This is a genomic window from Streptococcus oralis, assembly GCF_003943385.1.
GTDB classification, from domain to species: Bacteria; Bacillota; Bacilli; order Lactobacillales; family Streptococcaceae; genus Streptococcus; species Streptococcus oralis_CA.
The window spans coordinates 77,003-101,165 of the sequence record NZ_RJPI01000008.1; the positions used below are offsets into that span (position 1 = coordinate 77,003).

The 24,163-nt window shown below is 41.4% G+C and carries 27 protein-coding genes, 1 other RNA gene and 1 pseudogene; 2 read left to right on the forward strand and 27 right to left on the reverse strand.

The genetic code is table 11. The features are described 5' to 3' along the window. Positions 1-54: 54 nt before the first annotated feature. The 16 genes from D8803_RS06910 to D8803_RS06980 form a co-directional block, all read right to left on the reverse strand. The gene (locus tag D8803_RS06910; RefSeq protein ID WP_131200670.1) at positions 55-3,780 is read right to left on the reverse strand and encodes a phosphoribosylformylglycinamidine synthase; all 3,726 of its coding nucleotides are present in this window, start codon (positions 3,778-3,780) and stop codon (positions 55-57) included. Positions 3,781-3,836: 56 nt separating this feature from the next. Further along, positions 3,837-4,544, reverse strand: coding sequence for a phosphoribosylaminoimidazolesuccinocarboxamide synthase (gene purC / locus D8803_RS06915; protein WP_131200671.1), 708 nt, complete (start codon positions 4,542-4,544; stop codon positions 3,837-3,839). A 166-nt stretch (positions 4,545-4,710) separates the two neighbouring features. After that, complete coding sequence (comB, locus tag D8803_RS06920) at positions 4,711-6,060, reverse strand: competence pheromone export protein ComB (protein ID WP_131200672.1); 1,350 nt, start codon at positions 6,058-6,060, stop codon at positions 4,711-4,713. A 12-nt stretch (positions 6,061-6,072) separates the two neighbouring features. Next, positions 6,073-8,226 carry a peptide cleavage/export ABC transporter ComA gene (gene comA / locus D8803_RS06925; RefSeq protein ID WP_131200673.1) on the reverse strand — a complete coding sequence of 718 codons (2,154 nt, stop codon included), beginning with the start codon at positions 8,224-8,226 and terminating at the stop codon, positions 6,073-6,075. 165 nt (positions 8,227-8,391) lie between these two features. After that, positions 8,392-8,586 carry a hypothetical protein gene (locus D8803_RS09815; RefSeq protein WP_038806543.1) on the reverse strand — a complete coding sequence of 65 codons (195 nt, stop codon included), beginning with the start codon at positions 8,584-8,586 and terminating at the stop codon, positions 8,392-8,394. Between the two features lie 324 nt (positions 8,587-8,910). After that, positions 8,911-9,120, reverse strand: a complete 210-nt coding sequence (locus D8803_RS06940; RefSeq protein ID WP_131200674.1) for a bacteriocin immunity protein — start codon at positions 9,118-9,120, stop codon at positions 8,911-8,913. A gap of 24 nt (positions 9,121-9,144) precedes the next feature. Continuing rightward, the gene (locus tag D8803_RS06945) at positions 9,145-9,333 is read right to left on the reverse strand and encodes a hypothetical protein (RefSeq protein WP_131200675.1); all 189 of its coding nucleotides are present in this window, start codon (positions 9,331-9,333) and stop codon (positions 9,145-9,147) included. Between the two features lie 80 nt (positions 9,334-9,413). Continuing rightward, positions 9,414-9,626 (reverse strand): bacteriocin immunity protein, encoded by a 213-nt coding sequence (locus D8803_RS06950; protein ID WP_131200676.1) that lies wholly within the window; start codon positions 9,624-9,626, stop codon positions 9,414-9,416. A 38-nt stretch (positions 9,627-9,664) separates the two neighbouring features. Then, positions 9,665-9,820: a hypothetical protein gene (locus D8803_RS09715; protein WP_165941768.1), complete on the reverse strand. Its 156-nt coding sequence runs from the start codon at positions 9,818-9,820 to the stop codon at positions 9,665-9,667. A gap of 206 nt (positions 9,821-10,026) precedes the next feature. After that, the gene (locus tag D8803_RS09720) at positions 10,027-10,203 is read right to left on the reverse strand and encodes a hypothetical protein (RefSeq protein ID WP_000797314.1); all 177 of its coding nucleotides are present in this window, start codon (positions 10,201-10,203) and stop codon (positions 10,027-10,029) included. A gap of 13 nt (positions 10,204-10,216) precedes the next feature. Next, a complete protein-coding gene (locus tag D8803_RS09925) occupies positions 10,217-10,375 on the reverse strand; it encodes a class IIb bacteriocin, lactobin A/cerein 7B family (RefSeq protein WP_001056955.1) in 159 nt (52 codons plus the stop codon). Positions 10,376-10,390: 15 nt separating this feature from the next. Continuing rightward, positions 10,391-10,534 (reverse strand): class IIb bacteriocin, lactobin A/cerein 7B family, encoded by a 144-nt coding sequence (locus tag D8803_RS09930; RefSeq protein ID WP_131200677.1) that lies wholly within the window; start codon positions 10,532-10,534, stop codon positions 10,391-10,393. A 451-nt stretch (positions 10,535-10,985) separates the two neighbouring features. Continuing rightward, positions 10,986-11,222, reverse strand: a complete 237-nt coding sequence (locus D8803_RS06965) for an acyl carrier protein (RefSeq protein ID WP_131200678.1) — start codon at positions 11,220-11,222, stop codon at positions 10,986-10,988. 5 nt (positions 11,223-11,227) lie between these two features. Beyond that, a complete protein-coding gene (gene plsX / locus D8803_RS06970) occupies positions 11,228-12,220 on the reverse strand; it encodes a phosphate acyltransferase PlsX (RefSeq protein ID WP_131200679.1) in 993 nt (330 codons plus the stop codon). Further along, complete coding sequence (recO, locus tag D8803_RS06975) at positions 12,217-12,987, reverse strand: DNA repair protein RecO (protein ID WP_131200680.1); 771 nt, start codon at positions 12,985-12,987, stop codon at positions 12,217-12,219. The genes plsX and recO overlap by 4 nt, the downstream gene beginning before the upstream one ends. Then, positions 12,984-14,153, reverse strand: a complete 1,170-nt coding sequence (locus tag D8803_RS06980) for a pyridoxal phosphate-dependent aminotransferase (RefSeq protein WP_131200681.1) — start codon at positions 14,151-14,153, stop codon at positions 12,984-12,986. The genes recO and D8803_RS06980 overlap by 4 nt, the downstream gene beginning before the upstream one ends. A 151-nt stretch (positions 14,154-14,304) precedes the next feature. Here D8803_RS06980 and D8803_RS06985 point away from each other — a divergent pair, with 151 nt between their 5' ends. Beyond that, complete coding sequence (locus D8803_RS06985; RefSeq protein ID WP_131200682.1) at positions 14,305-15,315, forward strand: YeiH family protein; 1,011 nt, start codon at positions 14,305-14,307, stop codon at positions 15,313-15,315. Positions 15,316-15,343: 28 nt separating this feature from the next. Here the strand turns inward: D8803_RS06985 and D8803_RS06990 are convergent, their stop codons facing one another. From D8803_RS06990 to tadA, 8 genes are all read right to left on the reverse strand, one after another. Then, complete coding sequence (locus D8803_RS06990) at positions 15,344-15,781, reverse strand: CoA-binding protein (protein WP_131200683.1); 438 nt, start codon at positions 15,779-15,781, stop codon at positions 15,344-15,346. 119 nt (positions 15,782-15,900) lie between these two features. Then, positions 15,901-16,869, reverse strand: a complete 969-nt coding sequence (locus D8803_RS06995) for a ribose-phosphate diphosphokinase (RefSeq protein ID WP_000010181.1) — start codon at positions 16,867-16,869, stop codon at positions 15,901-15,903. A gap of 214 nt (positions 16,870-17,083) precedes the next feature. Further along, complete coding sequence (locus D8803_RS07000) at positions 17,084-17,578, reverse strand: beta-class carbonic anhydrase (RefSeq protein WP_004246703.1); 495 nt, start codon at positions 17,576-17,578, stop codon at positions 17,084-17,086. A gap of 72 nt (positions 17,579-17,650) precedes the next feature. Beyond that, positions 17,651-19,012 (reverse strand): DNA repair protein RadA, encoded by a 1,362-nt coding sequence (radA, locus tag D8803_RS07005; protein ID WP_081021137.1) that lies wholly within the window; start codon positions 19,010-19,012, stop codon positions 17,651-17,653. A gap of 13 nt (positions 19,013-19,025) precedes the next feature. After that, complete coding sequence (locus tag D8803_RS07010) at positions 19,026-19,541, reverse strand: histidine phosphatase family protein (protein ID WP_190316810.1); 516 nt, start codon at positions 19,539-19,541, stop codon at positions 19,026-19,028. Position 19,542: 1 nt separating this feature from the next. After that, a complete protein-coding gene (locus tag D8803_RS07015) occupies positions 19,543-19,986 on the reverse strand; it encodes a dUTP diphosphatase (protein ID WP_000701981.1) in 444 nt (147 codons plus the stop codon). 59 nt (positions 19,987-20,045) lie between these two features. Then, an RNA gene (gene ffs, locus D8803_RS07020) (signal recognition particle sRNA small type) lies at positions 20,046-20,139 on the reverse strand. A 32-nt stretch (positions 20,140-20,171) separates the two neighbouring features. Continuing rightward, on the reverse strand, positions 20,172-20,639 hold the full coding sequence (gene tadA, locus D8803_RS07025; RefSeq protein ID WP_131200685.1) for a tRNA adenosine(34) deaminase TadA: 468 nt from the start codon (positions 20,637-20,639) through the stop codon (positions 20,172-20,174). 265 nt (positions 20,640-20,904) lie between these two features. Between tadA and D8803_RS07030 the strand changes: the two genes are divergently transcribed. Beyond that, on the forward strand, positions 20,905-21,450 hold the full coding sequence (locus D8803_RS07030) for a hypothetical protein (protein ID WP_131200686.1): 546 nt from the start codon (positions 20,905-20,907) through the stop codon (positions 21,448-21,450). 481 nt (positions 21,451-21,931) lie between these two features. Here D8803_RS07030 and D8803_RS07035 read toward each other — a convergent pair whose 3' ends face one another. From D8803_RS07035 to D8803_RS07045, 3 genes and pseudogenes are all read right to left on the reverse strand, one after another. Beyond that, the gene (locus D8803_RS07035) at positions 21,932-23,218 is read right to left on the reverse strand and encodes an adenylosuccinate synthase (protein ID WP_131200689.1); all 1,287 of its coding nucleotides are present in this window, start codon (positions 23,216-23,218) and stop codon (positions 21,932-21,934) included. A gap of 237 nt (positions 23,219-23,455) precedes the next feature. Further along, complete coding sequence (gene comW / locus D8803_RS09825) at positions 23,456-23,689, reverse strand: sigma(X)-activator ComW (RefSeq protein ID WP_131200687.1); 234 nt, start codon at positions 23,687-23,689, stop codon at positions 23,456-23,458. 316 nt (positions 23,690-24,005) lie between these two features. After that, positions 24,006-24,092, reverse strand: a pseudogene (locus tag D8803_RS07045) (IS200/IS605 family transposase); the annotation flags it as partial. Between the last annotated feature and the right edge of the window lie 71 nt (positions 24,093-24,163).

Here is a 24,163-nt window from a genome sequence, read left to right on the forward strand (position 1 = left end):
AGAGCTACATGGCTTTTACATTACGGATATTGTCTATCGAAAAAACCGCAAATCTTACTTTCCAGTAAAGTATTGAACCGCCGATGCGAACAGGTGCTGGTCTTTATTTCCTGGGATGTTTTGGAAGAGACCGTCTTCATAACGTTCTGAGTGTCCCATCTTACCGATAATCTGGCCATTCTTGCTAGTAATTCCTTCGATGGCATTTACAGAACCATTCGGATTGTACTTAGAATCCATACTTGGTTTGCCGTCAAAGTCAACGTATTGGCTAAAGATTTGACCATTGTCACGAAGCTCTGCGAATTCCTCAGCTGTCACGACAAACTTCCCTTCACCGTGCGAAACAGGGATAGCATGGATATCGCCCACTTGCACGCCAGCCAACCATGGCGAGTTGGTATTGGCGATCCGAGTTTCCACCATCTTGGCCACGTGCTGGTTGGCATCATTGTAGAAGAGGGTTGGACTAGTACTGCTGGCATCCTCGAAGTTTCCGTATGGAAGAAGACCTGATTTAACTAGAGCCTGGAATCCATTACAGATACCGATAATCAAGCCCCCACGAGCGATAAAGCCATCAATGGCTGCACGCACTTTTTCATTGAGCAGGATATTGACAATAAATTTAGCTGATCCATCTGGCTCGTCCGCAGCTGAGAAACCACCTGCAAAGAAGAGGATGTTAGCCTTGCCGATATTGTCAACCATGGTTTCAACTGACTTGACAATGGCTTCTTCATTCAGGGTCACAAATGGTACCAAGTTAACCTCTGCACCTTCTTTTTCGAAGACCTTAGCTGAGTCATATTCTGAGTTGGTCCCTGGGAATACTGGGATATAAACCACTGGTTTCTCAACTGTTTCTTTGGCTTTGATCACAGCATCTGACGCCACAGCAGGTACTTCTTCTAGCTCAGTTGCTTGTGCAAACTCAGTAGGGTAAACCTCTTCCAATTTACCTTGGAAGGCACTGTCAAGCTTCTGTCCATCAAGCGTTACACCATTGACAGCAAGTGTAAAGTCAGCTACTGTTTGTCCAATCTTGGCAACACTTGCAATCTCTTCTGGAGATGTGAAGACGAATCCACCCAATTGAGCTGTCAAAGCCGTTTCAAGTTCAGGCAAGGTTACCTCTGCACCAATATGATTTCCAAAAGTAGCAAGAGCTAAACTTTCAATAACACCACCGTATTTAACAGCTGATGCAGACGTTACTTTGTGGTCAGCTTGGATGGCTTCGAACTGAGCGAAGTTCTTCTTAATCAAATCGAAGTCGATATCAGCAGAAAGAGCTTGACCTGGGATGTAGTAGATGTTTTCACCAGTAGTCTTGAACTCAGGAGAGAGCACCTTGCGGCTATCTGCTGTTGTCACCCCAAAGGCAACCAAGGTTGGTGGCACCGTCAATTCTTCAAAGGTACCAGACATAGAGTCCTTACCACCGATAGATGGCAAACCAAGTTGAAGTTGTGCTTCGATAGAGCCTAGAAGAGCTGCTACTGGCTGACCAAAACGCTCTGCTTGCTTGTCCATCCGCTCGAAGTACTCTTGGTAAGAGAAACGAGCCTTAGACCAGTTGGCGCCTGCCGCCACTAGACGAGCAGTCGCTTCGATAACTGCATAGGCAGCTCCGTGGTATGGAGACCATTCAGCTACATATGGATTGAATCCTTGAGCCATGACGGACGCAGTATGAGTCACACCGTGTTGAACTGGTAATTTCTGCACAGATGCCTCAGTTGGTGTGAGTTGGTAGCGACCACCAAGTGGGTGATTAACCGTAGAACGACCAACGGAACAGTCAAAGATAGTCTGCAAGCCTTTTTGACTCGCATGGTTGAGGTCAGATAGAACCGCAAGGGTATCTGTTTCCAGTGTTTCAACACTCGTCTTGCGCTCTTCTGGGAGCTTGACATCCTTGTCCACAACTTTGGCATCGACAACGACACGCACACCATTGGTATCAAGGAAACGGCGTTCCAAGTCAACAATCGTTTCACCATTCCAGTGCATGACCAGATTTGGTTTTTCAGTCACTGTTGCCACGACAACAGCATCAATATTTTCTTTGTTACATTCAGCGATGAAGGCATCCACATCCTTTGGACGAACTACTACCGCCATCCGCTCTTGTGATTCAGAGATGGCAATTTCGGTACCATTCAAGCCTTGGTATTTAAGAGGCACCTTGTTGAGGTCAATTTCAAGACCATCTGCCAATTCACCGATAGCCACACAGACACCACCCGCTCCAAAGTCATTTGATTTCTTGATGAGACGAGTGACATCGCCATTACGGAAAAGACGTTGAATCTTGCGTTCTTCGATGGCATTCCCTTTTTGAACCTCAGCACCAGCAGTCTCTACAGACTCAACTGTTTGAACCTTAGAAGACCCTGTCGCACCACCGACACCATCACGCCCAGTCTTGCCACCTAGCAAGATAATCACATCGCCGGCTTCCGGTTTTTCACGGACTACATTGCCCTTAGGAGCCGCACCGACAACTGCACCTAGTTCCATACGTTTAGCTACAAAGCCTGGGTGGAAGTATTCACGAACGTAAGTCGTCGCAAGACCAATCTGGTTCCCATAAGAAGAATAACCGTGAGCCGCTGTTTTAGAAATGACTTGTTGTGGCAATTTCCCAGCACGAGTCGCTGAAATCGGCGCTGTAATGTCACCAGCACCTGAGATACGCATAGCTTGGTAAACATATGAACGCCCTGACAACGGGTCACGAATAGCCCCACCGATACAGGTAGCAGCACCACCAAATGGCTCAATCTCCGTTGGGTGATTGTGGGTTTCGTTCTTGAACATGAGGAGCCACGGTTCCTTGACACCATCAACATCCACTTCAATTTCAACAGAGCAGGCATTGATCTCATCAGACACTTCCATGTCGTCCAAACGCCCATTGGCACGCTCATATCGACCGAAAATAGTGGCCATATCCATCAAGGTTTGTGGTTTCTCCGAACGTCCCAACTCATCACGCATGGCAATATACTTTTCATAAGTCGCCTGCAATTGCTTTTGGAATTTAGAAGCTGAGAAATCAATCTGTTTCAACTCTGTCTCAAAAGTCGTGTGACGGCAGTGGTCAGACCAGTAAGTGTCCAAAACCTTAAGCTCTGTTTCCGTCGGCACGCGCCCGATTGACTTGAAATAATCTTGGATAAAGAGCAAATCATCCACTTCCATAGCCATCCCTTGCTCTGCCTTGTAGCGAGCAAAGTCTTCTGCCGTATAGCTTTCAAAGAAAGTCAATTTAGGAATGGTCTTGTCTGACTCTGAAAATTCCTGCTTGGCAATTCCTGTCGTGATGTCCTTGAAACGAGAATCAACTGGGTTGAGCAAATAGTTTTTAACCGCTTCCAACTCAGTCGCATCAATATCTTTATTAACCAAGTAAAGTTGGGCTGTATTGACCGTCACGTCACTCGAACTTCCCAGTAAAAGCAAGGCTTCCTGTGAAGATGCTGCACGTTGGTCAAACTGCCCTGGCAGGCTTTCAATGGCAAAGAAAGCATAGTTGGCAAGTTCCGCTTGCACAGTCGCTTCGTCCAAGACATGGTCTGTCACCTGCTCAGAAAAGATGTGTTTCTCTGCGGGTGCAAACAAATCCTCAGCCAAGTCAAAGACATCATAAACTTGCACAATGCGAATACTTTTCAAGGTTGAAAGTCCCAAGTTGTGCTGAAGTTCTCTTACCAAACTCTCTGACTTGACCTGAAAATCAGCCTTTTTTTCAACAAAAATACGTTTATCCATCAATTCTTATTCCTTTATTTCAGTTCTTGCAATGTTCCCAAATGACCTTGAAGGTGCTATTTTAAACCCTGTAACTTCTCCCAGACAATCTCGTAAACGTCTGTTAGTTCTCCCAATCCTCTACGGAAAACATCCTTATCCATGTGGTTGCCATCCGCATCCCACAAACGGCAGTTATCTGGTGAAAATTCATCTGCCAAGATAATCTTGCCATCCTTGTCAAAACCAAATTCTAGCTTAAAGTCAATCAACTTAAGCCCAATCTCAGCAAACCAAGTTTTCAAGAACTCATTGATACGACGGGTTTCTTCCTTCAAGTAAGCAATCTGCTGGTCATCCGCAATTTTAAGGAATTTCACATGTTCGTCATTGATAAAGGGATCATCCAAATCATCGTTTTTATAGTAAAATTCGACAATTGGGGTCTCCAAGTCGATGCCCTCTTCCACGCCAAAACGTTTTGAAAAGGAACCAGCTGTGTAGTTGCGGAGCACAACTTCTAGAGGAATAATCTCAACCTTTTTATTGAGTTGTTCTGTGTCCGAAAGTTTCTCCACAAAGTGAGTCGCCACACCAGCAGTGTTTAATTTCTCAAAAATAAAAGATGAAATCTGATTATTTAAAACTCCCTTACCCGCAATCTGCTCCTTCTTGACACCATTGAAAGCAGTCGCCTGATCCTTGTAAGTTGAAATAATAAGATTTTCATCCTCAGTTGTATAGATATCCTTGGCTTTCCCCGAATAGATCAATTCTTTTGACATGTTAAAGTTCGCCTTTCGTATTTCTTTACTTCATTCTACTATAAAATGAGAAAAATAGCAAGAATTTGCGAACGATAACAAAACTCCTTCTTTTAATATTAAGAAAAACTGTAAAATCAAAACATTTTACAGTTTTAAAAGTATAATATTGCATTAAAAGCAAACATTATTCTCTGTTTAAAAATTGATCTAAGTAGTATCTCAGATAACTTTTCTTCCCTGTGATTAGCGTCAGACGTCCTTCTGAACCGTAGCGAAGTTTTTCCGCCTGTTCAGAAGTTAGACCAGTCTCCGCCTCTATCTTAAAGAAATTTCCCTTTTCAGTCTTGGTAGCTGTCGCATCAATATTCGTAATGGCAGAAACAAGAACAAGCTCTTTATTGCCATCCTTGCTTGTAGTAAAGCGAACAGAATCACCGACCTTGAGCCTTGCAACATCTTTGGAACTAAGATAAGCCGTGAGTTTGGTTTTACCCTCTCTTTCCAAAGACGGGTAGAGTTGGGCTAGCAGGGTTCCTTCTGCGACCATCGTAGATTCACTAGTTTCAGGATTAAGGTGAAGCACTCCGTCCTCGCTTGCTGTAATCTTCCCCTTATCTAGAAGACCTCCTTGGACTTTCTTACCCGACTCTGCTTCTAAAATTTTCTGATCCAAAAGGGTTAATTCCTGGCCTACTTTAACTAAGTGCTGAGATTTAAGCGATTCCAGTTGACTATCTAGTCCCGTTGCGTGGGCCTGTTGAGCTCCAGAACCTGCATATTGCACACGATAAGTAGCTAAACTAGACTCTAGCTGGGATATTTGTGCATCTACTTGTGCAATCACTTGCGATTTAGCTTGCGGTTCTTCTCCAGCTTGGTTTTTATAGGTCTGATAAAAAGAGTAGGCTGGATTCTGACTATCCAGTTGAGCTCCTGTTTCAATAGCCGACTTAGCTGTTTTATAATCTCGGATTTTATCCTCTGTTTGGCTGATAAGCTTGCCAATCTCGGCCTGACTCTGACTAGCCGCCGCATTTTGAGAGGAAATGCTGGCATTTTGCTGTGAAACATTGCTCCTCAGACTACTAGCTTGGCTGAGATAGTCTCGAAACATCTCTTGATATCCAAACTTATCCGCCTCTGGAAATTGATCACTCCCCTCTTTCAAACTGGATTGCAAATAACCCAACTGCTTTTTTTGATCCTTTAACATCTCCAATTGACTAGCATATGCTTCGACCTGGACAGCCTCCGCCCCTTGCTGGTACTGAACGAGTAGCTCCCCCTGCTTGACTAGTTTGTTCTCTTCCAGATAATTAGCCACAATACGTTGATTGCTAGTCGACTGGATATTGGCAATAATCCGACTAGGTTCGATAGTTGCTCTGGTAGACAAACTAATCTCCTTCTCTGCAAAGACTGCAAATCCAAACAGAAACACGAGCAGAAGCGACATGGGTACAATCACCCGACTTGAAAAATTATGGTAACGACGATGGTAAAACTCCGCACTTTCTAAAAATTCTGGTTTCATCTTCTCCTCTTTCTAGCTATTTACCAAATGGGCGTAAAATCCACCTCGAGCAAGCAAGTCTACATGGTTTCCTTCTTCGATAATCTTGCCCTGATCCAAAACAACAACCTTTTCTGTCCGCTCAGCAATGGTCAAGCGGTGGGCAATGAAAATCAAGGTCTTGTCTAAAGCCATGAGATTATCAACAATTCGCTTCTCTGTCAAAATATCCAAACTGCTAGTCGCCTCGTCCAATATCAGAACAGGCGCATCCGTTAAGAGAGCACGCGCTAAAGCAATTCTCTGCCGTTGCCCCCCAGAAATACCTGCCCCATCCGAAGTCAATTCTGTCTGATAATTCAGCGGCATCCGCTCAATATCTTCCCGGATCTCAGCCAACTCAACCGCCCGTAAAATATCCTCCTGTGTCGTCCCTTCTTTGGCTCCAAGGAGAAGATTCTCCAAAATCGTTCCGTTAAAGACATAGGGCTGCTGAGGCAGATAGTTGATATACTGACGCAGGGCCTTTTTATCAATCTGATTGAGATTGACACCACCCAGACTAATCTCTCCCTGACTTGGATCGTAAAAATTAACCATCATCTTGGCCAAAGTTGTCTTGCCTGATCCTGAAATTCCCACGAAAGCCACTTTAGAACCTTGCGGAATGGTCAAATTGATATCCGACAAAACATCTCGACCATAGCCATACTTGTAGTGAACCTGATTGAAAGTCATATCTCCTTTCATCATACTCAAATCTTCGACTGTTTTCTTCTCCTCAAACTCCGAAGCTACTAGATAAACCTCATTTAAGCGATTATTGGCAACCTGCGCTGTCTGAAGTTTGGTTTGCAGGTTGATCATATTTTCCAAAGGATTGGTAAAGTAAACAAGCAAAGTATTATAGGTAATCAGCTGGCCCAAACTCATTTTTCCATCCATGACGAGAACTGCTCCCATCCAGAGAACGGCAACATTGAGCAGGAGCTGAGCAAGCTTTTTAAGAGCCTTTTGTTGACTTTCTGCTCGACTATAGGTAAAGGATTTTTTCAGATAAGCTACAAATTCCTTGTCAATCTTTTGATAGCGTGAACTTTCACTGGTCAAAGACTTAATGGTCTCAATACCATTGATGTCCTCGATGATAGAAGAAGACAGAACCGCATTGGCTTCCATAGTGTCCCGATTCATCTTTTCAAAAGGCTTCATAAAGGCAAAGATAATCACTGTATAGATGGGAAGCGCAAGTAGACTAATGAAAAAGAGTGTCATATTTTGTGAAAACAAGACCAGCGAGATAATCAAAATCGTCGACACATCTAGGAAAATCGACAGAATGGTCGACGCCAGCGCATCAATGATACTGTTGGCATCTGTAAAACGAGACACGATTTCTCCTGTCCTGCGTGTCGCGAAAAAGGACATTGGCAGGTGAAAAACATGCTTGATATAAGACAAAATCACGTCAATCGACAAGCGTTGCCCAAGGATTAGTAGGAGGTACTCCTGCGCATAGGACAAAATCTGCTGGAGGATATAGACGATGACTAGTCCTATTGAGATGATGCCCAAGGTCGAACGCATCTGATCTGGCACATAACTATCAATGATAGACTGAAGATAGTAGGAGCCCACAATATTGATTAGGGTCACCAAGAGTGTCGCTAGGACGATATTGGCAATTAAACCTCGCTGTTTGAGTAAGATTGGCAAGAAGGATAGGAGCCCCTGTTTTTTCTCCTTATGGGGCTTATAGTCCGGAGATGGCGCCATAAAGAGACTAATCCCTGTCCACTCTTGCGCAAATCGCTCACGGGAAATCTTGGTCAGCTTGACACCGGGATCTGGATCAGCGATATGGATAGTCTTCTTATCCTGACCTGTCACCACATAGTAGTGGAGCAATTTCCCTTCCTTGAGCACATGGGCTACAAAAGGAAAGGTCAAATTTGGCAAGTCAAAGAGCGTCATATCCGCCTTAATAGCCCGCGTTTCAAAACCAAGCTCCCCTGCTACCTTTACAAGACCCAAAGCAGTCGTCCCATCCATGGTCGTCTTAGCCAACTCTCGTAGATGAGCCAAGGAGTAATAACTACCGTAGTAGCCAAATACCATAGCCAAGGAAGCCACGCCGCAATCCATCTGATCCACCTGAGGGCGATAGTGTCTTTTCCCAAATTTCATATCCATCTCCTTTTTTCTAACAATCTCTTAAAAACTTTGTAAGATTATTTTAACCAAACGAAGAAGAAATCGGAAAATTATTTCTGAAAAAACAATATTCATACCTGAACAGCACTTTTTGTCAAAGAAAATAGGCAGAACAAGAGTCCTGCCTAAAACATTCAATTACAGAGATTTCTTACCTTTCCCACTTCTTTTGTGAATGGTGTATAAAACGATAAAAGCAAACACAGGGGGCACCAGATAACTACTTTCACTCATTGTCACCTGAAATCCAAGAGTTGCTAGTATCGTAAAGATGAGAATATTCATTAAAAATAGAAAAATAAATACAATGAAGGATTTTAAAATCTTATTCATTTCGGTTCTCATTACTTTCTTTACTTTTTCTTTTGAGAATAGTATGGTATTTTACCGCTATGTAAATGATTAAAAGAAGTAGAGGGTAAGAAAAAAGGTCTGAAACTTCCATGAAATTTACACTATACTTTCCTAGTAATAGCTTATAGTCCATTAAAACTTGAAGGATAGAAAGTACAATGCGTACTAGTAGAAGACCCCCTAATAAGATCACTTCTTTTTTAACATACGAACACCTTCCTCACTAAATGCAGATTACGGTCCATTGGTCTAACACTCCAAGATTGCTTTTATGCTAGAGCTACAGAAATCAGACTCATGTTATCATCGTTTGTTATCTTTTTCTTCACTTCTATAAAGTAAGATAAAGGTCATCAAAAATAATGAAATCACAGGTATATCAAAATATTCAAACCATTTAGGTAGATCTATTTTGTTTACATCAGCTACGATTCTAATAATTAGATAAGCCATCGAGCTAAACAATACAGTGGTCTCTGGCCAAACTTTTCCTAGTAATTGAACAACTTTCATCCCGAACTCCAATCTGATGGTCCATCAATTCCCAATCGTACTTTCTTTTGTTTCGTACTTATATCCTACATAAAACAGACCAAGCAGAATTGGATAGGTTTCTGGATAAAACAAGGTATTGATCGGTTTTTTCAAAATCAAATACGTTGCGATGTAGATAATGAGTGATACAATAAAATATCCCTCAGCAAATCCTAATAAGAATTTTTTCATGGTAGACTCCTATTTACCTGATAAGAAAGGTGGAAAAACTCCGCCATTCACATGCACAAAATCCTTTTCATTCAGATTCATCATTTATAGTTTTGATTATTTTTTGACAAATCTTTACAAAAAATACCAAAATAGCCAGAAGCAAGCAAACCAACTAAAGTCCATTGCCAATCAAAGGATACTAATGAACCTGTACGAATCACATGAAGCGCAAGATGCAGGCCGATTGCCAACAAAGGAAATACAGTGGCTAATTTAGGTAAGAGTGTGTTGAGATTAATGTTGTGATTCATGGTTAATTTCCTTACCTACTTTATCCCAAATTTTTAGCTTAACGTCTACTTCCTAGATAACGCCCATACATATAAGAAGCTACTCCTAATATACCCCAAGCTATTGCTGTGGAAGTAGTGACAACGAAGCCTCCTTCAGTAAGAGCCAAATCTGCTTCTGTCATGATGTCAAATTTTTCATCCAGTTTTTTCATTTTTCTCTCTCCTTTTTAAATAATACTGGCTAATCCAATAGCTACTCCAACCAAAAGCTCTACTATTCCTGAAGCTGATATAATAATTACTGAAAATTCTTCTGAAATCTTCATTTATTTCTCCATTTTTTTAGTTCTTTTTTCATTGATAGTAACTAAAAGATGACTATTCAATAGTATTTCCCACACACTAACAATAGTTCTCTTTAAACCTTGTTTTTGCCTGAATCCAAATAACTCATCATTAAAATAAGGATTGGAATCCATAATTCCGAGCCTACATACTGATCAACTTTAAAGGTAATTACATTTAAATCACCTAGAACGCAGAGTGCTCCAAAACTGATTAAAAGCACGCCTATTAAATTTTTTCGATTTTTCATACCTAATCACTTTTTATCCAAACCTACGCTTTAAATCTTGCCCGATTAATCTACCGCCAAGGAAAATAGTCACTCCAATACCAATCGTAGCGAATGTGATCACGCCTCCATCAGTATTCATTAATTCGTCTTCTGTCAACTCTGGCCAATTATTTAAATTATTCATATTCATTTTATCCTCCTATTATCACANAAAGTATCCCCAAGCAATACCGCCAATAAGTAGGATGCCCCCTACTACCACAGCAGTAACAGAACCCCCATCCACATCCATCAACTCTTCTTCTGTAAGAGTTACAAAGTTCTGTTCCATTTTGTCAAAGTTTGTCATCTTTTTTCTCCTTTATTTCTATTTTTTAGTTTACGACTTCTAGATTTTAAACCATTTTAAAAACCAGATTGGATAAATTACTGAAATCATTTTTTCTCTCCTTCCTTTTCTTCTCACTTATCTATTCGAGAAGTGATTTAAAATGAACAGGTAAATTTCATTTATTTTAAATACCATTTGATAAACCATGGCAATAAGATTGGTAAATACATCGCGTAGTCTCCTTCCTTTTCCTCTTACCTATCTATTCGAAAAACAATTCGAAAATGAACAACTGTTTCATTTTTATTTTAAAAACCACTTGATGTACCATGGATACAAGATTGGCATGTACATGAACGTTCCTCCTTTTTTCTTTCTCATCTCTTTATTCGCAATTTCTACAAAAAATTTTAACGTTTTTCTTTTTTCTGCAAACAAAAAAACAACATGACTTGCATGTTGCTTTTGGCTATATCTTACCTTTAATAGTTCTGACCACATCTGCTACACTTTGCAATTGGTCAATTTCCTCATCGCTGATCTCGATACCAAATTCATCTTCTAGCGTCAAGACAAACTCCATCAAGTCCACTGAGTCAGCATCCAAGTCGTCTTTCAGACTCAAAGATTCTGTCACGACAAAATCCTCTCCCTGTCGCTCTTGGATAATGGTCACAATACGGTCAAAAATTTCTTTTTCTGTCATCTCTTTTATTCTCCTGAAAATTCACGCGCAGTCTGGGCAACTACGTCTGTTTCTAGCATGGTACGAATCTGGCGAATTGTACTATACACAGCCTTGGCATCGCTTGAGCCATGAGTCTTGACAACCGGTGCCTTGACACCAAACAAGACCGCTCCACCAACATCTGAATAGTTAAGCTGTTTTTTCAAACCTCTGAGGCTGTCTTTGAGAAGGAGGGCGCCTAGTTTCGCTCGGAGACCACCACCTGTAATAGCAATCTTGAGCAAACCCATGATTCCCATGGCTGTTCCTTCAATGGATTTGAGCACAGCGTTTCCCGTGAAACCATCTGCCACAACAACATCCGCAACGCCATTCATCAAATCACGCGCTTCCACGTTTCCGATAAAGTTCAAACTTTCATCAGCCGCTAATAATTCGTAGGTTTCCTTGCGAAGTGGGTCGCCCTTACTACTCTCTGTTCCATTGTTGAGCAAACCAACACGTGGTTGCGCAATGCCACGGACATTTTTTGCATAGAAGGAACCGAGGACAGCGTATTGATGGAGGTGCTGAGCTGTATTTTCCGCATTAGCACCGAGGTCCAGCATGTCAAAACCTTTCCCATCTACAGTCGGCAAGGTAGACATGAGTCCTGGACGATCGATATTTTTGATACGACCCACGATGAAGAATCCTGCAGCCAACAAGGCACCTGTGTTCCCAGCTGAGAGGATGGCGTCTGCTTCTCCCTCTTTGACTGCCTTGGCTGCTAATACCATGCTGGCATTTTTCTTCTTACGGATTGCTTTTGTCGGCTCATCATCTGAGTCAATTTTCTCATCCGTATGGATGATACTGACACGCTCTGTCGCTGTTAGATATTGCTTGATTTTGCTTTCGTCTCCATAGAGTTGAATCTCAATATCTGAAAAGTCAGCAAGGGCTTGATTGACACCCTCAACGATGGCTTGAGGTGCGTAATCGCCCCCCATAGCATCTACTGCGATTTTTTTCATTTGTCTTCCTCTTTTAGTAATTGTCCCCAGTCGGCTAGGGAATCGATAAATTTCTTTGATTTTAGGTGAATTCCGACGTACTCTTCGTAGAGTTGATCCATAAATTGGCGTAGCTCTTGCTTGATTTCTGCCTTAAGCGAAATAGTCTCCAAGGTTTCAAAATCAATAGCTTGGAATTGGTTGAGTAGATAAGGAATATTGGGATTGAGATGGCAACGTCTCTCATCCTCATGATAATGCTCTGGGCAAAGGCAGGCTCCATATTTGAAAGAAAAGTCAAAGGCCTGACCCACCCGATGGCAAAAGACACATTCATTAAAATTGAGGCTAATTCCAAATCGGGTCAAAATTTGAATTTCAAAAATATTGGTTAAAACCTGATAATCCAAGCCTGCTTCCATCAACTCCAGAGTCTTCCTCAAGAAAGCAAACAAGGGAGCATCCTGCTGATTATCCTGCAAACTAGCATCTGCAAGGGCAGCCACATAGGTTGCATAGGCCATGACAAAGAGATCACTATTAATCTTGGGGAAGGTCATCACCTCATGGTAGTCCTCGATGTAGCTAAGCCCATCATCATTGATGCGCAAGAGAAATCGTGCCAACACCAAGGGCTGAATAACTGGAGCTAGTTTGGACTGGCCAGCGTGTTTAACGAAAAACATGCGCTTGCCCGCCTGCTCGGTAAAAATTTTGACTAGCTTGTCATCCTCACGAAAGTTACGATTGTAGAGTACGAGACCTTGACTCGTGATAGACTGAATCATGCTTCTCTCATGTACTCCTCAAGTCGTTTCATGGCCTCTCTGATTGTTTCCATGCTGGCTGCATAAGACAGACGCACATAGCCTTCTCCGTAACGTCCAAAGGCTGCACCAGGGATAAAGGCAACGGCCTTCTTATAGGCAAAATCCTTCAGAAAAGCAAAGGAGTCTTGATTGTAGCCCGCTGGAATCTTAGCAAAGATATAGAAGGCACCGTCTGGTTTGATAATCTCAAAACCAAGAGCAGTCATCTTTTCGATGATATAATCTCGACGCTGGATGTATTCCTTTTTCATAGGCTCTGCGTCGTTTTTACCAGCCGTCAAGGCCTCCACCGCAGCATGTTGAGCCATAGTGTTTGCGGCAGTAACCAAATATTGGTGACTCTTGATCAACTGAGCTGTGAAAGCTGCAGGAGCAAAGATAAAGCCTAAACGCCAACCTGTCATAGCATGAGACTTAGATAAACCATTGATAATAATAGCCTGGTCTCTCAGCATAGTTCCCAGAGATACATGGGCTTCGCCTGTATAGGTTAATTCTGAGTAAACCTCATCACAGACAACAAAAATCTCATACTTGCGTAAAACGTCTGCCAAGGCTTCCAACTGCTCCCGACTATAGGTAATTCCTGTCGGATTAGCTGGATAGTTGAGAATGACAGCTTTGAGCTTGTCCCCTTGCTCCAAAATGGCCTTTTCCAACATCTCAGGAGTCAAGACAAAACCATTTTCAGTTGTATCAATCTCCACAATCTCTGCCCCAACTAGATTGACAATCGGCTCATATCCTGGATAGGCAGGAGCTGGCAAGAGCACCTTGTCCCCCTCTTCCAAAATAGCCGTCAAAGTAGCAGATAAAGCCTCTGTCGCCCCAATTGTAACCAAGATTTCATTTTCAGGAGCATAGTCCAGTTGGTACTTTTCCTTAACAAAGTCACTGGCTGCCTGACGTAGAGTCAGCAAACCACTCATCCCTGTATAGTAGGATTGGTTCTGGTCAATGGCCCGCTTGGCTGCCTCCTTGACATGATCTGGCGTTGTAAAATCAGGTTCCCCCAAGGTCAAACGCAAGACCCCAGGAATCGCTGAAATTGCCTGGTCAAACTGGCGAATCAAGGAAACTTGAATCTTGTCTAACTGTTTATTAAAGCGCTTGGTTAAGTCCATAGATATCCCCCTTGCTTACAGAACATAGTACTATTATACTACAAAAGCTCCCTGACCGCAAAATCCATCTGAAACCCGGATTTTTCACTTTCTGTTTTACTTTTCTTCTCGACAGGACTATAATAATAAGTGCTTATTTTCGGAGGTTCATATGTCATTTTTATCAAAAAACGGGGCAGGAATCTTGGCCTGCCTTCTCATTTCTATCATTTCTTGGTTTCTAGGAGGATTTTTCCCCGTCGTGGGCGCACCTGTCTTTGCAATTTTTGCTGGAATGCTCCTCCACCCCTGGCTCTCACCCTACAAACAACTAGATGCAGGTTTGACCTTTAGTTCCAAAAAATTGCTCCAGTATGCCGTTATCTTACTCGGTTTTGGTCTCAATATCTCGCAAGTCTTCGCAGTTGGACAATCTTCACTCCCTGTCATCCTTTCCACCATTTCTATTTCCTTAATCGTCGCCTACCTCTTCCAGCGTTTCTTTGCGCTAGACACAAAACTGGCTATCTTGATTGGTGTGGGTTCTTCTATCTGTGGTGGTTCTGCCATTGCTGCGACAGCGCCCGTTATCCATGCCAAGGAAAAAGAAGTTGCCCAAGCCATTTCCGTTATCTTTTTCTTCAATGTCTTGGCTGCGCTCATCTTTCCAACTCTAGGAACCTGGCTTCACCTATCCAATGACGGCTTTGCCCTCTTTGCAGGAACTGCGGTCAATGATACTTCTTCTGTAACGGCCACAGCTAGTGCCTGGGACAGTCTTTACCAAACCAATACCCTTGAGTCTGCAACCATTGTCAAACTCACGCGCACCTTAGCAATCATTCCCATCACTCTCTTTCTCTCCTACTGGCAAAGTCGCCAGCAAAAAAACAGCCAAGATTTCCAACTAAAAAAAGTCTTCCCACTTTTTATCCTTTATTTCATCCTAGCCTCTCTCTTAACGACTCTTCTCACCTCTCTCGGTGTGTCTAGTAGCTTCTTCACCCCTCTCAAACAACTCTCCAAATTCCTCATTATCATGGCCATGAGTGCTATCGGTCTCAAAACAAATCTAGTAGCCATGGTCAAATCCAGCGGAAAATCCATTCTCCTTGGAGCCCTTTGCTGGATTGCCATCATCCTTACCAGTCTTGGCATGCAAGCATTGATTGGTACTTTATAATATAAAAAGGTAGCCCATGGCTACCTTTTTATTGCTCAAGAATTAAGCGAGTATGTTCTCTCTTAATACAACGATTCATTACGATGTCGTCGCATCCTCCAGCACGCAAGATTTCTTCTGCTTCTAGGCTTTCAAGTCCCAGTTGTGCCCAGAAAATCTTAGCATCAGCCTTGAGAAAATCACGCGCCACATCTGGCAAAAACTCACTACGACGATAAACATCGACAATATCTACAGGAAAAGGGATCTCAGCTAGGCTTGCATAGGCCTTTTCTCCCAAGATTTCGCCACCTGCAGCCTTGGGATTAACTGGAATGATTTTATAGCCTCTAGCCTGCATTTCCTTGGTCACTCGATTGCTAGTGGTTTCCTCACGGTCGGACAAGCCCACTACCGCTAAGGTTTTACTGGTTGCTAAATACTGACGAATCACACCATCACTTGGATTGATAAATTCTTGACTCATAGAAATCCTCCTTTTTCATCAGTATAGCATATTTTGAAAAGGCTTGCAGATTTTGACTATAAAAATCTCCTAGCAAGAAAAGAAACCTGCTAGGAGAACTATCTATTTCAAGTGAAAGATTAAATCTTTTTCTCAATGCTAAACAAAGGAGAAAGAGGACGTTTTTCGTGGATACGGATAATAGCATCGCCTAGAAGATGAGCAATCGAAATTTGTTCAATCTTATCAATCAAACGCTCTTCTGGTAGGTAGATGGTATCCAAAACAACTAATTTCTTAATAGCTGATTTTTGGATATTATCCATAGCCGGTCCTGAAAGAACTGGGTGCGTACAGCTTGCGTAAACTTCAACCGCACCTGCTTCAGCAAGAGCATCCGCTGCATGACAGATGGTTCCAGCTGTATCGATCATGTCGTCAATCAAGATACAAGTCTTACCTTCTACCTTACCGATAATGTTCATCACTTCGCTGGTATTCATCTTGTCTACACTGCGACGTTTGTCAATAATCGCAATCGGAGTTTTCAAAAACTCTGCCAATTTACGAGCACGAGTCACCCCACCATGGTCTGGGCTGACAACCACGTAGTCAGAGCCGACCATGCCACGACGTTCAAAATAGTCCGCAATCAATGGAGCACCCATCAAGTGATCTACAGGAATATCAAAGAATCCCTGAATCTGTGCAGCGTGCAAATCAATCGTCAACAAACGATCCACTCCAGCCACTTCTAGCATATTGGCAACGAGTTTTGAAGTGATTGGCTCACGCGCTCTTGCTTTTCTATCCTGACGTGCATAACCATAGTAGGGCATAACAACATTGACAGATTCTGCACTAGCACGCTTCAAGGCATCTACCATGATCAAAATTTCGAGCAGATTGTCATTTACAGGTGAGCTCGTTGATTGTAGGATAAAGACGTGTTTTCCACGGATTGATTCTTCAATGTTGACTTGAATCTCCCCATCTGAAAATTGGCGAACAGTCGATTTCCCCAACTCTATTCCAATCTCTTGCGCCACACGCTCTGCCAATTCTCTATTAGAAGAAAGGGCAAACAGCTTTAAATCAGAAAAAGACATGATTTCCTCCGGTATTTATGTATCGCTTGTTTTTTACACAACATTTTACATCTACCATTGTAGCGCTTTTTCCTTTATTTTTCAATCAAAAATAAAACAAGAGCAAACATTTATACCCTTGTTTTTTACTTTTTTATATTAGCTATATTAAAATTAAAAATCCTACATTTTAACAATCGATTTTATGCTAGGATGAAATTTTTTCGAGACAAAGTTAGTATACTTCTCTCATACTTCCTGTATCCACATCATAGACAGCACCTGAAATAACCACATCATCAGGAATCAGTGGAGATTCTCGAAGCAACTGCATGTCCTCTCTCACACTCTCTTCAACATCCTGGAATGGTAAAAAATCTTGATCAGACACATCAACTCCGAGCTCGTGTTTCAAATGTTCATGAAAAGACTCATTTTGAAAAGTTTGAGCTCCACAGTCTGTATGGTGAAGCACCACAATTTCTCTTGTCCCCATTTGTTGCTGGGAAATCACCAGTGAACGAATCATGTCCTCAGTTACTCGACCACCCGCATTCCGCAAGATATGGGCATCCCCAAGTGCCAGACCCAGAGCTTGCGCGACGTGTAGCCGTGAGTCCATACAGGTCACAATTGCTACTCTTGTTTTCGGCTTAAGTGGCAGATTTAATTTCCCATGAAGGGCAACATAAGCCTGATTGGCTTGCATAAACTGTTCAAAATACGACACGATTTCCCCCTTAAAAATTTGATCATCAAACATTTCTCCTATCTTATCATTTTTAAGAGGATTTGTCACGGATTATGCAAAGACCTTTTTCAAAACTTCCTGAATCGTTGTCACACCAATGACCTCAATTTCTTTGGGCGGAGTGATTCCTGTCAAGGAATTCTTGGGTACATAGATTTTTGTAAATCCAAGCTTAGCCGCTTCATTGATGCGTTGTTCGATACGATTCACGCGTCGAATCTCTCCAGTCAAGCCCAGTTCACCCACAAAACATTCCTGAGGATTGGTAGGCTTGTCCTTGTAACTAGAAGCAATAGCAACCGCAACAGCCAAGTCAATGGCAGGCTCATCCAATTTGACACCACCAGCAGATTTGAGATAGGCATCCTGATTTTGCAAGAGCAATCCTGCACGTTTTTCCAAAACAGCCATAATCAGACTCGCACGATTGAAGTCAAGACCTGTCGTAGTACGCTTGGCATTCCCAAACATGGTCGGTGTTACCAAAGCCTGTACCTCCGCCAAAATCGGACGAGTTCCTTCCATGGTCACAACGATTGACGAACCAGTAGCTCCGTCCAAACGCTCTTCTAGGAAAACTTGACTCGGATTGAGGACCTCAACCAATCCACCCGACTGCATCTCAAAAATGCCAATCTCATTAGTGGAACCAAAACGGTTTTTGACTGCCCTCAAAATACGGAAGGTATGGTGACGCTCCCCTTCAAAGTAAAGCACCGTATCCACCATATGCTCCAACATACGCGGACCCGCCAAGGTTCCTTCCTTAGTCACATGCCCTACGATAAAAATGGCAATGTTATTAGTCTTAGCCAGTTGCATAAGCTCAGCCGTCACCTCACGCACCTGAGACACAGATCCTTGCACCCCTGAAATTTCAGGAGACATAATAGTCTGGATAGAGTCAATGATGAGAAAATCTGGTTGGATGCGCTCCACCTCAGCACGAACACTCTGCATATTAGTCTCTGCATAGAGATAAAACTCACTATCAATATCCCCCAAGCGCTCTGCACGGAGTTTAATCTGCTGGGCAGACTCCTCCCCGCTGACATAGAGAACAGTCCCTACTTGGGACAGCTGAGTCGATACTTGTAAGAGAAGGGTTGATTTCCCAATCCCTGGATCCCCACCGATAAGGACGAGACTCCCTGGTACCACTCCGCCTCCAAGCACTCGGTTAAATTCCTCCATCTCCGTCTTGGTTCGATTGACATTGATTGAAGTCACCTCAGCCAGTTTCATGGGCTTGGTTTTCTCCCCTGTCAAGGATACACGCGCATTCTTGACCTCGGCAACCTCAACCTCTTCTACAAAAGAAGACCAAGACCCACAGTTAGGACAACGCCCTAGATATTTTGGGGAATTATACCCACAATTTTGACATACAAATGTCGCTTTTTTCTTTGCGATAATAAACCTCTTTCTAAATCTCTATCTCACACTCAATCACTTGGCAAAAATCAATCTTCTCATTTGGCACAAATTGACGTATGAGCATTCGATGAGCGACAACTACCACAGTCTGATGTTCTCGATACTTAACCATGCATTCTAGAAAACGAGACTTCATCTCCGCAGCTGTCTCATATTGAATAGGGGCATTGGGGAGCAACTCTCCATTGTTTTCTAAAAACAGACATCTAGCTCTTTCAAAGTTTTCTATTCCTGCTTCATAGACCTGCCATTCGTGTAACATAGGCTCCACTCTCAAAGGAAGTCCAGTAGCACAAGATACATAAAAAGCCGTTTCTAAAGCTCTCGTTACTGCTGAAGTCACTAGTAGGTTAGCTGATTGTAGCAAAGAATTTTGCCAAAGTTCCTGAGCTTGTTGTCGTCCCTTCTCAGATAAGGGGGCCAAATCCATCCCAAAACCTGTATAAGAACGTTCCTCTAATTCATGATAATCTGGCTCCCCATGACGCACAAAGATAATCTTCATCCTAGTGCCCTGTCGAACCAAACCCACCTGTCCGCACTCCATCTGCCTCATCTCCGTCTGCAATTAAGAAAGGAGCAAAGACAGCCTGAACCACACGTTCCCCAACTTCAAGAACAACCTCTTGGTCTGTGATATTCTTCATCTGCGCAAAAATATGCCCTTCATTTCCAGGATTTCCATAATAATCCCCATCAATGACCCCAACCGAGTTAATCAAGACCAAGCCCTTCTTGCGAGGGTTTGATGAACGATCATAGAGATAGAGCACTTCTGTCGGTTGCATATAGGCCTTAACACCTGTCGGAACCAAGACAATCTCTCCTGGCGCAATCACGGTGCGTTCCGCAACCTTTAAGTCGTAACCAGCCGCATGAGCTGTCTCACGCTTAGGCAATAAATTTTCATCTGTAAAACTCGAAACCAATTCAAAACCACGAATTTTCATCATCTTCTCTTTTCTATTATCACTTATTCTAGATTATTCTATCTTATTTATTCGGAAAAAGCACGAAAAAAGAGCACACAATTCACATCGCTTAGGGCTGCTGGATTCCTCCCCTGACCCGCTTCACGCAGAACTGTTGCTCCACTATTTATTATACCACATTCCCCTCCGTTTTGAAAGAGAAATTATTTTTTCCGTCGATTTCGGAAAAAGTCCTGCATAATAGCTGCACATTCATCTTCCAAAATTCCCGTTTCAACCTCTACACGATGATTGAGACGCTCATCTGTCAAGATATCGTACAAACTTCCAGCTGCACCAAATTTCTGATTCTTAGCCCCGTAGACTACGTTTGGAATACGTGCAAGCCCGATTGCCCCACTACACATAACACATGGCTCAATAGTCACAAAAAGCGTACAATCCAGCAAACGCCAACTTTCTTCACTCGCGTTCGCATTCTCTATGGCCATGATTTCTGCATGCATGATCGCCCGTTGCAACTCCTCGCGCGCATTATGCCCACGACCAATGATCTCTCCATCCTTAACAATCACACAACCAATTGGAATTTCATCGTGTTCCAGAGCAATTTCTGCCTCTCTCAAAGCCTCTCTCATAAAAGCTTCTTTTTCTTCAACTGTATAATCCATAGTTTCTCTCTTTTCCTGCTTATCAATTCTATCATTATAGCATGTTTTCCTAGACAAAAAAAGTGCTCTATAATATTTACACTGACTAACTTTAGATAGTATTAAATCGCTGGATTATAGAAATAATGTTTTAAAAAGAGTATAATATTAGCAAAATTGATAGAAAATCAGAAATCATGAACTTAAAATAATGAAGATAACTGACATAGAAAGTTCAAGAAATGAATATACTGAAATTTATACAATAAACAATATGAAAGGGTAAATGATGAAATTAGAGTTATTACTGGATAAACCAAAATTTACCTTAATGTTTCCATATAAAAATCAATTTAATAGAACAGGGGGACCATTCATGATATCTTTATCTGTTATGATTCTCTGGATTCTAAAGCATCTGATAGCTTATAATACCGATTTTACAGACAAGATTATTATAGCAATCGTACTGATTTATGCTCCACTTCTTCTATGTTTTATGGGGTATTATCTCTTCATAAATGGAGTAAAATTAGAAGTTCATAAAAACAATACTGTTCAGTATTATACCTATAGTAGCAGAGGCCTCAGCGTATTACATTATCAATTTAAACTTCAAGATATCGAACAAATAACCATTAAAAAACGTCCCTTTAATTGTGCAAAGTTAACCATGAAAATTAGAAATCCTATTTTTTTAGAAGGATATGAGAAAAATCTAAATAAGCTAATAAGTGTCAGTATCATCACAGATAAACTGAAAGCAGATGTTTTTATGCACGAAATGAACCAAATTCAAAATGACAAATCAGGAAACCAAGTTATCAAATAAGCTAATTTACAAAAAATTTAATTTTATCTAACTTATAAATTCTAAAGAAAATAGTTCACTGAAGAGGCTGGGATCAAAAATCCCAACCTCATTTTTGCTTAGTTGTAAACCTATAATTTATTAGTAGATTAAACTGTTTGTTGGTATTTTAGAATTCAAAAAGCTACTTTTACCAAAACTTCTTTTCTCCATTCACAACATTAACCAATTTACTCAAATGTTGAAATCTTACAGATATAGGTTTACCAAATCGAGACTTAGTCTAGAGATTTCTATCCCACTGTTTTTTTCTTTATTTTAAAAAGTCATGTAGAAGCCTATATAGGACTTATGAACTAAAAAAGCCACCGAATGCGGTGACTTAATAGGGAGATTATTATGAAAAAGAAAAGTTTAGGATATTTGTTACAACAAGTTAGGAGGTCTTCTTGTAACTATCTATAGTATACCCAACCTGTCTTAAACTAATCTTAAAAATCTCCTATGACCAAACACTTTCTAAAATATTGGTTTGTTCACGACCAGGACCAACTGAGAAGGTAGAAATACGAACCCCAACCAGCTCGCTCACACGACGAACATAGTTACGCGCATTCTCAGGAAGATCTTCTAAATTACGAACTCCAGTAATGTCTTCTGACCAACCTGGCAATTCCTCGTAGATAGGTTTGCAACGTTTTAATTGCTCAAGACTAGCTGGGTAGTGGTCGATACGTTGGCCATCAAGATCATAGGCCACACAAATTTTCACAGTATCCAAACCGCTCAAAACATCAATAGAATTCAATGAAAGGTTGGTAATCCCAGATACACGGCGACTGTGACGCATCACAACTGAGTCAAACCAACCCACACGACGTGGACGACCAGTTGTTGTACCATATTCATGACCTACTTCACGGATGCGATCTCCCACTTCATCAAACAACTCAGTTGGGAAAGGTCCATCACCTACACGACTCGTATAAGCTTTACACACACCTACAACCTTGTCAATCTTACTTGGACCAACACCAGACCCAATTGTCACACCACCAGCAACAGGGTTTGACGAAGTAACAAATGGATAAGTACCTTGGTCAATGTCCAACATGACACCTTGCGCCCCTTCAAACAGTACACGTTTGCCATTATCAAGTGCATCGTTCAAGATAACAGATGTATCTGTCACATACTGCTTAATTTGTTGGCCATACTCATAGTACTCTTCAAAAATATCATCAATTGAAATAGGCATGCTATCATATAATTTTTCAAACAGACGATTCTTTTCCGCAAGATTACGTTCTAAACGCTCACGAAAAATCTCTTTATCCAAAAGATCCGCAATACGAATACCGACACGAGCTGCCTTGTCCATATAGGCTGGACCGATTCCCTTAATTGTAGTACCAATCTTATTTTCACCCTTAGCCTCTTCTTGCAAGCGATCCAACTCAATATGGTAAGGCAAAATAACATGTGCACGATCAGAAATACGCAAGTTATCTGTTGTCACACCTTCACCATGAAGATAAGTCAACTCTTTTACTAGAGATTTAGGGTTTACAACCATCCCGTTCCCAATGACAGAAATTTTTTCAGGGAAGAAAATACCTGATGGAATCAAGTGCAACTTAAATTTCTTGCCATCAATCACAATGGTGTGACCAGCATTATCACCACCTTGATAACGAGCAATTACCTCTGCATTAGCTGAAAGAAAATCTGTAATTTTCCCTTTACCTTCATCGCCCCATTGGGTACCTACAACAACAACTGAAGTCATAATCTTGTCTGAGCCGCTAGGCTCTTCCTTTCTCATATACATGGCAGGAGTCTCACCTGCAATTATATCTTACAATTTATTATAAGAAAAAAAGACCATTTTATCAAGAAGAAACACTGGAAAAGATTTGGAATTTCTGTAAATAACAAAATTCAAAACCTTAAAAATTAAACAAAATCCTACAAAATATAAAATCAATACAGATTATTGTTCGTGATAAATGATATATGAACGTCACTAACTTAGAGTAGTACCTTCTAGCAAGAATTTATCTAGATACAAGCGATAGGCCGTCTGAAAATGATATAAACAAAACTCTTTATCGCTTTTAATTCTAAATCTTATCAAATAATAAAGTAAAAAACGAAGATGAAGTGATTCCCACTCAGCAGAACTCTGGCATAAAGAAGCATATTCTTGTTCAACTAGTTTCAAAAAGACAAATGCTCGTTCATAAAATTTTTGAAGCATATAAAAAATCCCTTTCTTATTATTAACACTAGTCTAACAGAAAAACGAACTAAAAAAGCTTCAAATCCTATAAAAGAAGAATTTAAAGCTAAACTAACTAAAAATAAAATATAAAGGTAATTATAGATGCCAAAATTAAGTTTTGAATTTTGAGAAGTTTACTTCATTTATAAAATCATGACCACCCGTCTAACGGGTGGTTTGCACCAGGGCTATAAGCCCAATTCACCAGCCAGCGCCTAAAGACGCTGGCTTTCACTTTGTTCAAGTTTCATTGCTCTTGACTCTTCACAAACCTCTCAAAGAGGTGTTCGCATTACTTACCACTATCCCTAAAGGGATCCTCATATTCTTTTACACTTAATTTATCTAATGCTATATCATGCTTTACTCGTTCTCGAATTTTCATACTCGTGAAGAAATCATCCACTGGATAATTTCTTTAATCTTGAATATATTTCTTAATTGTGGCTT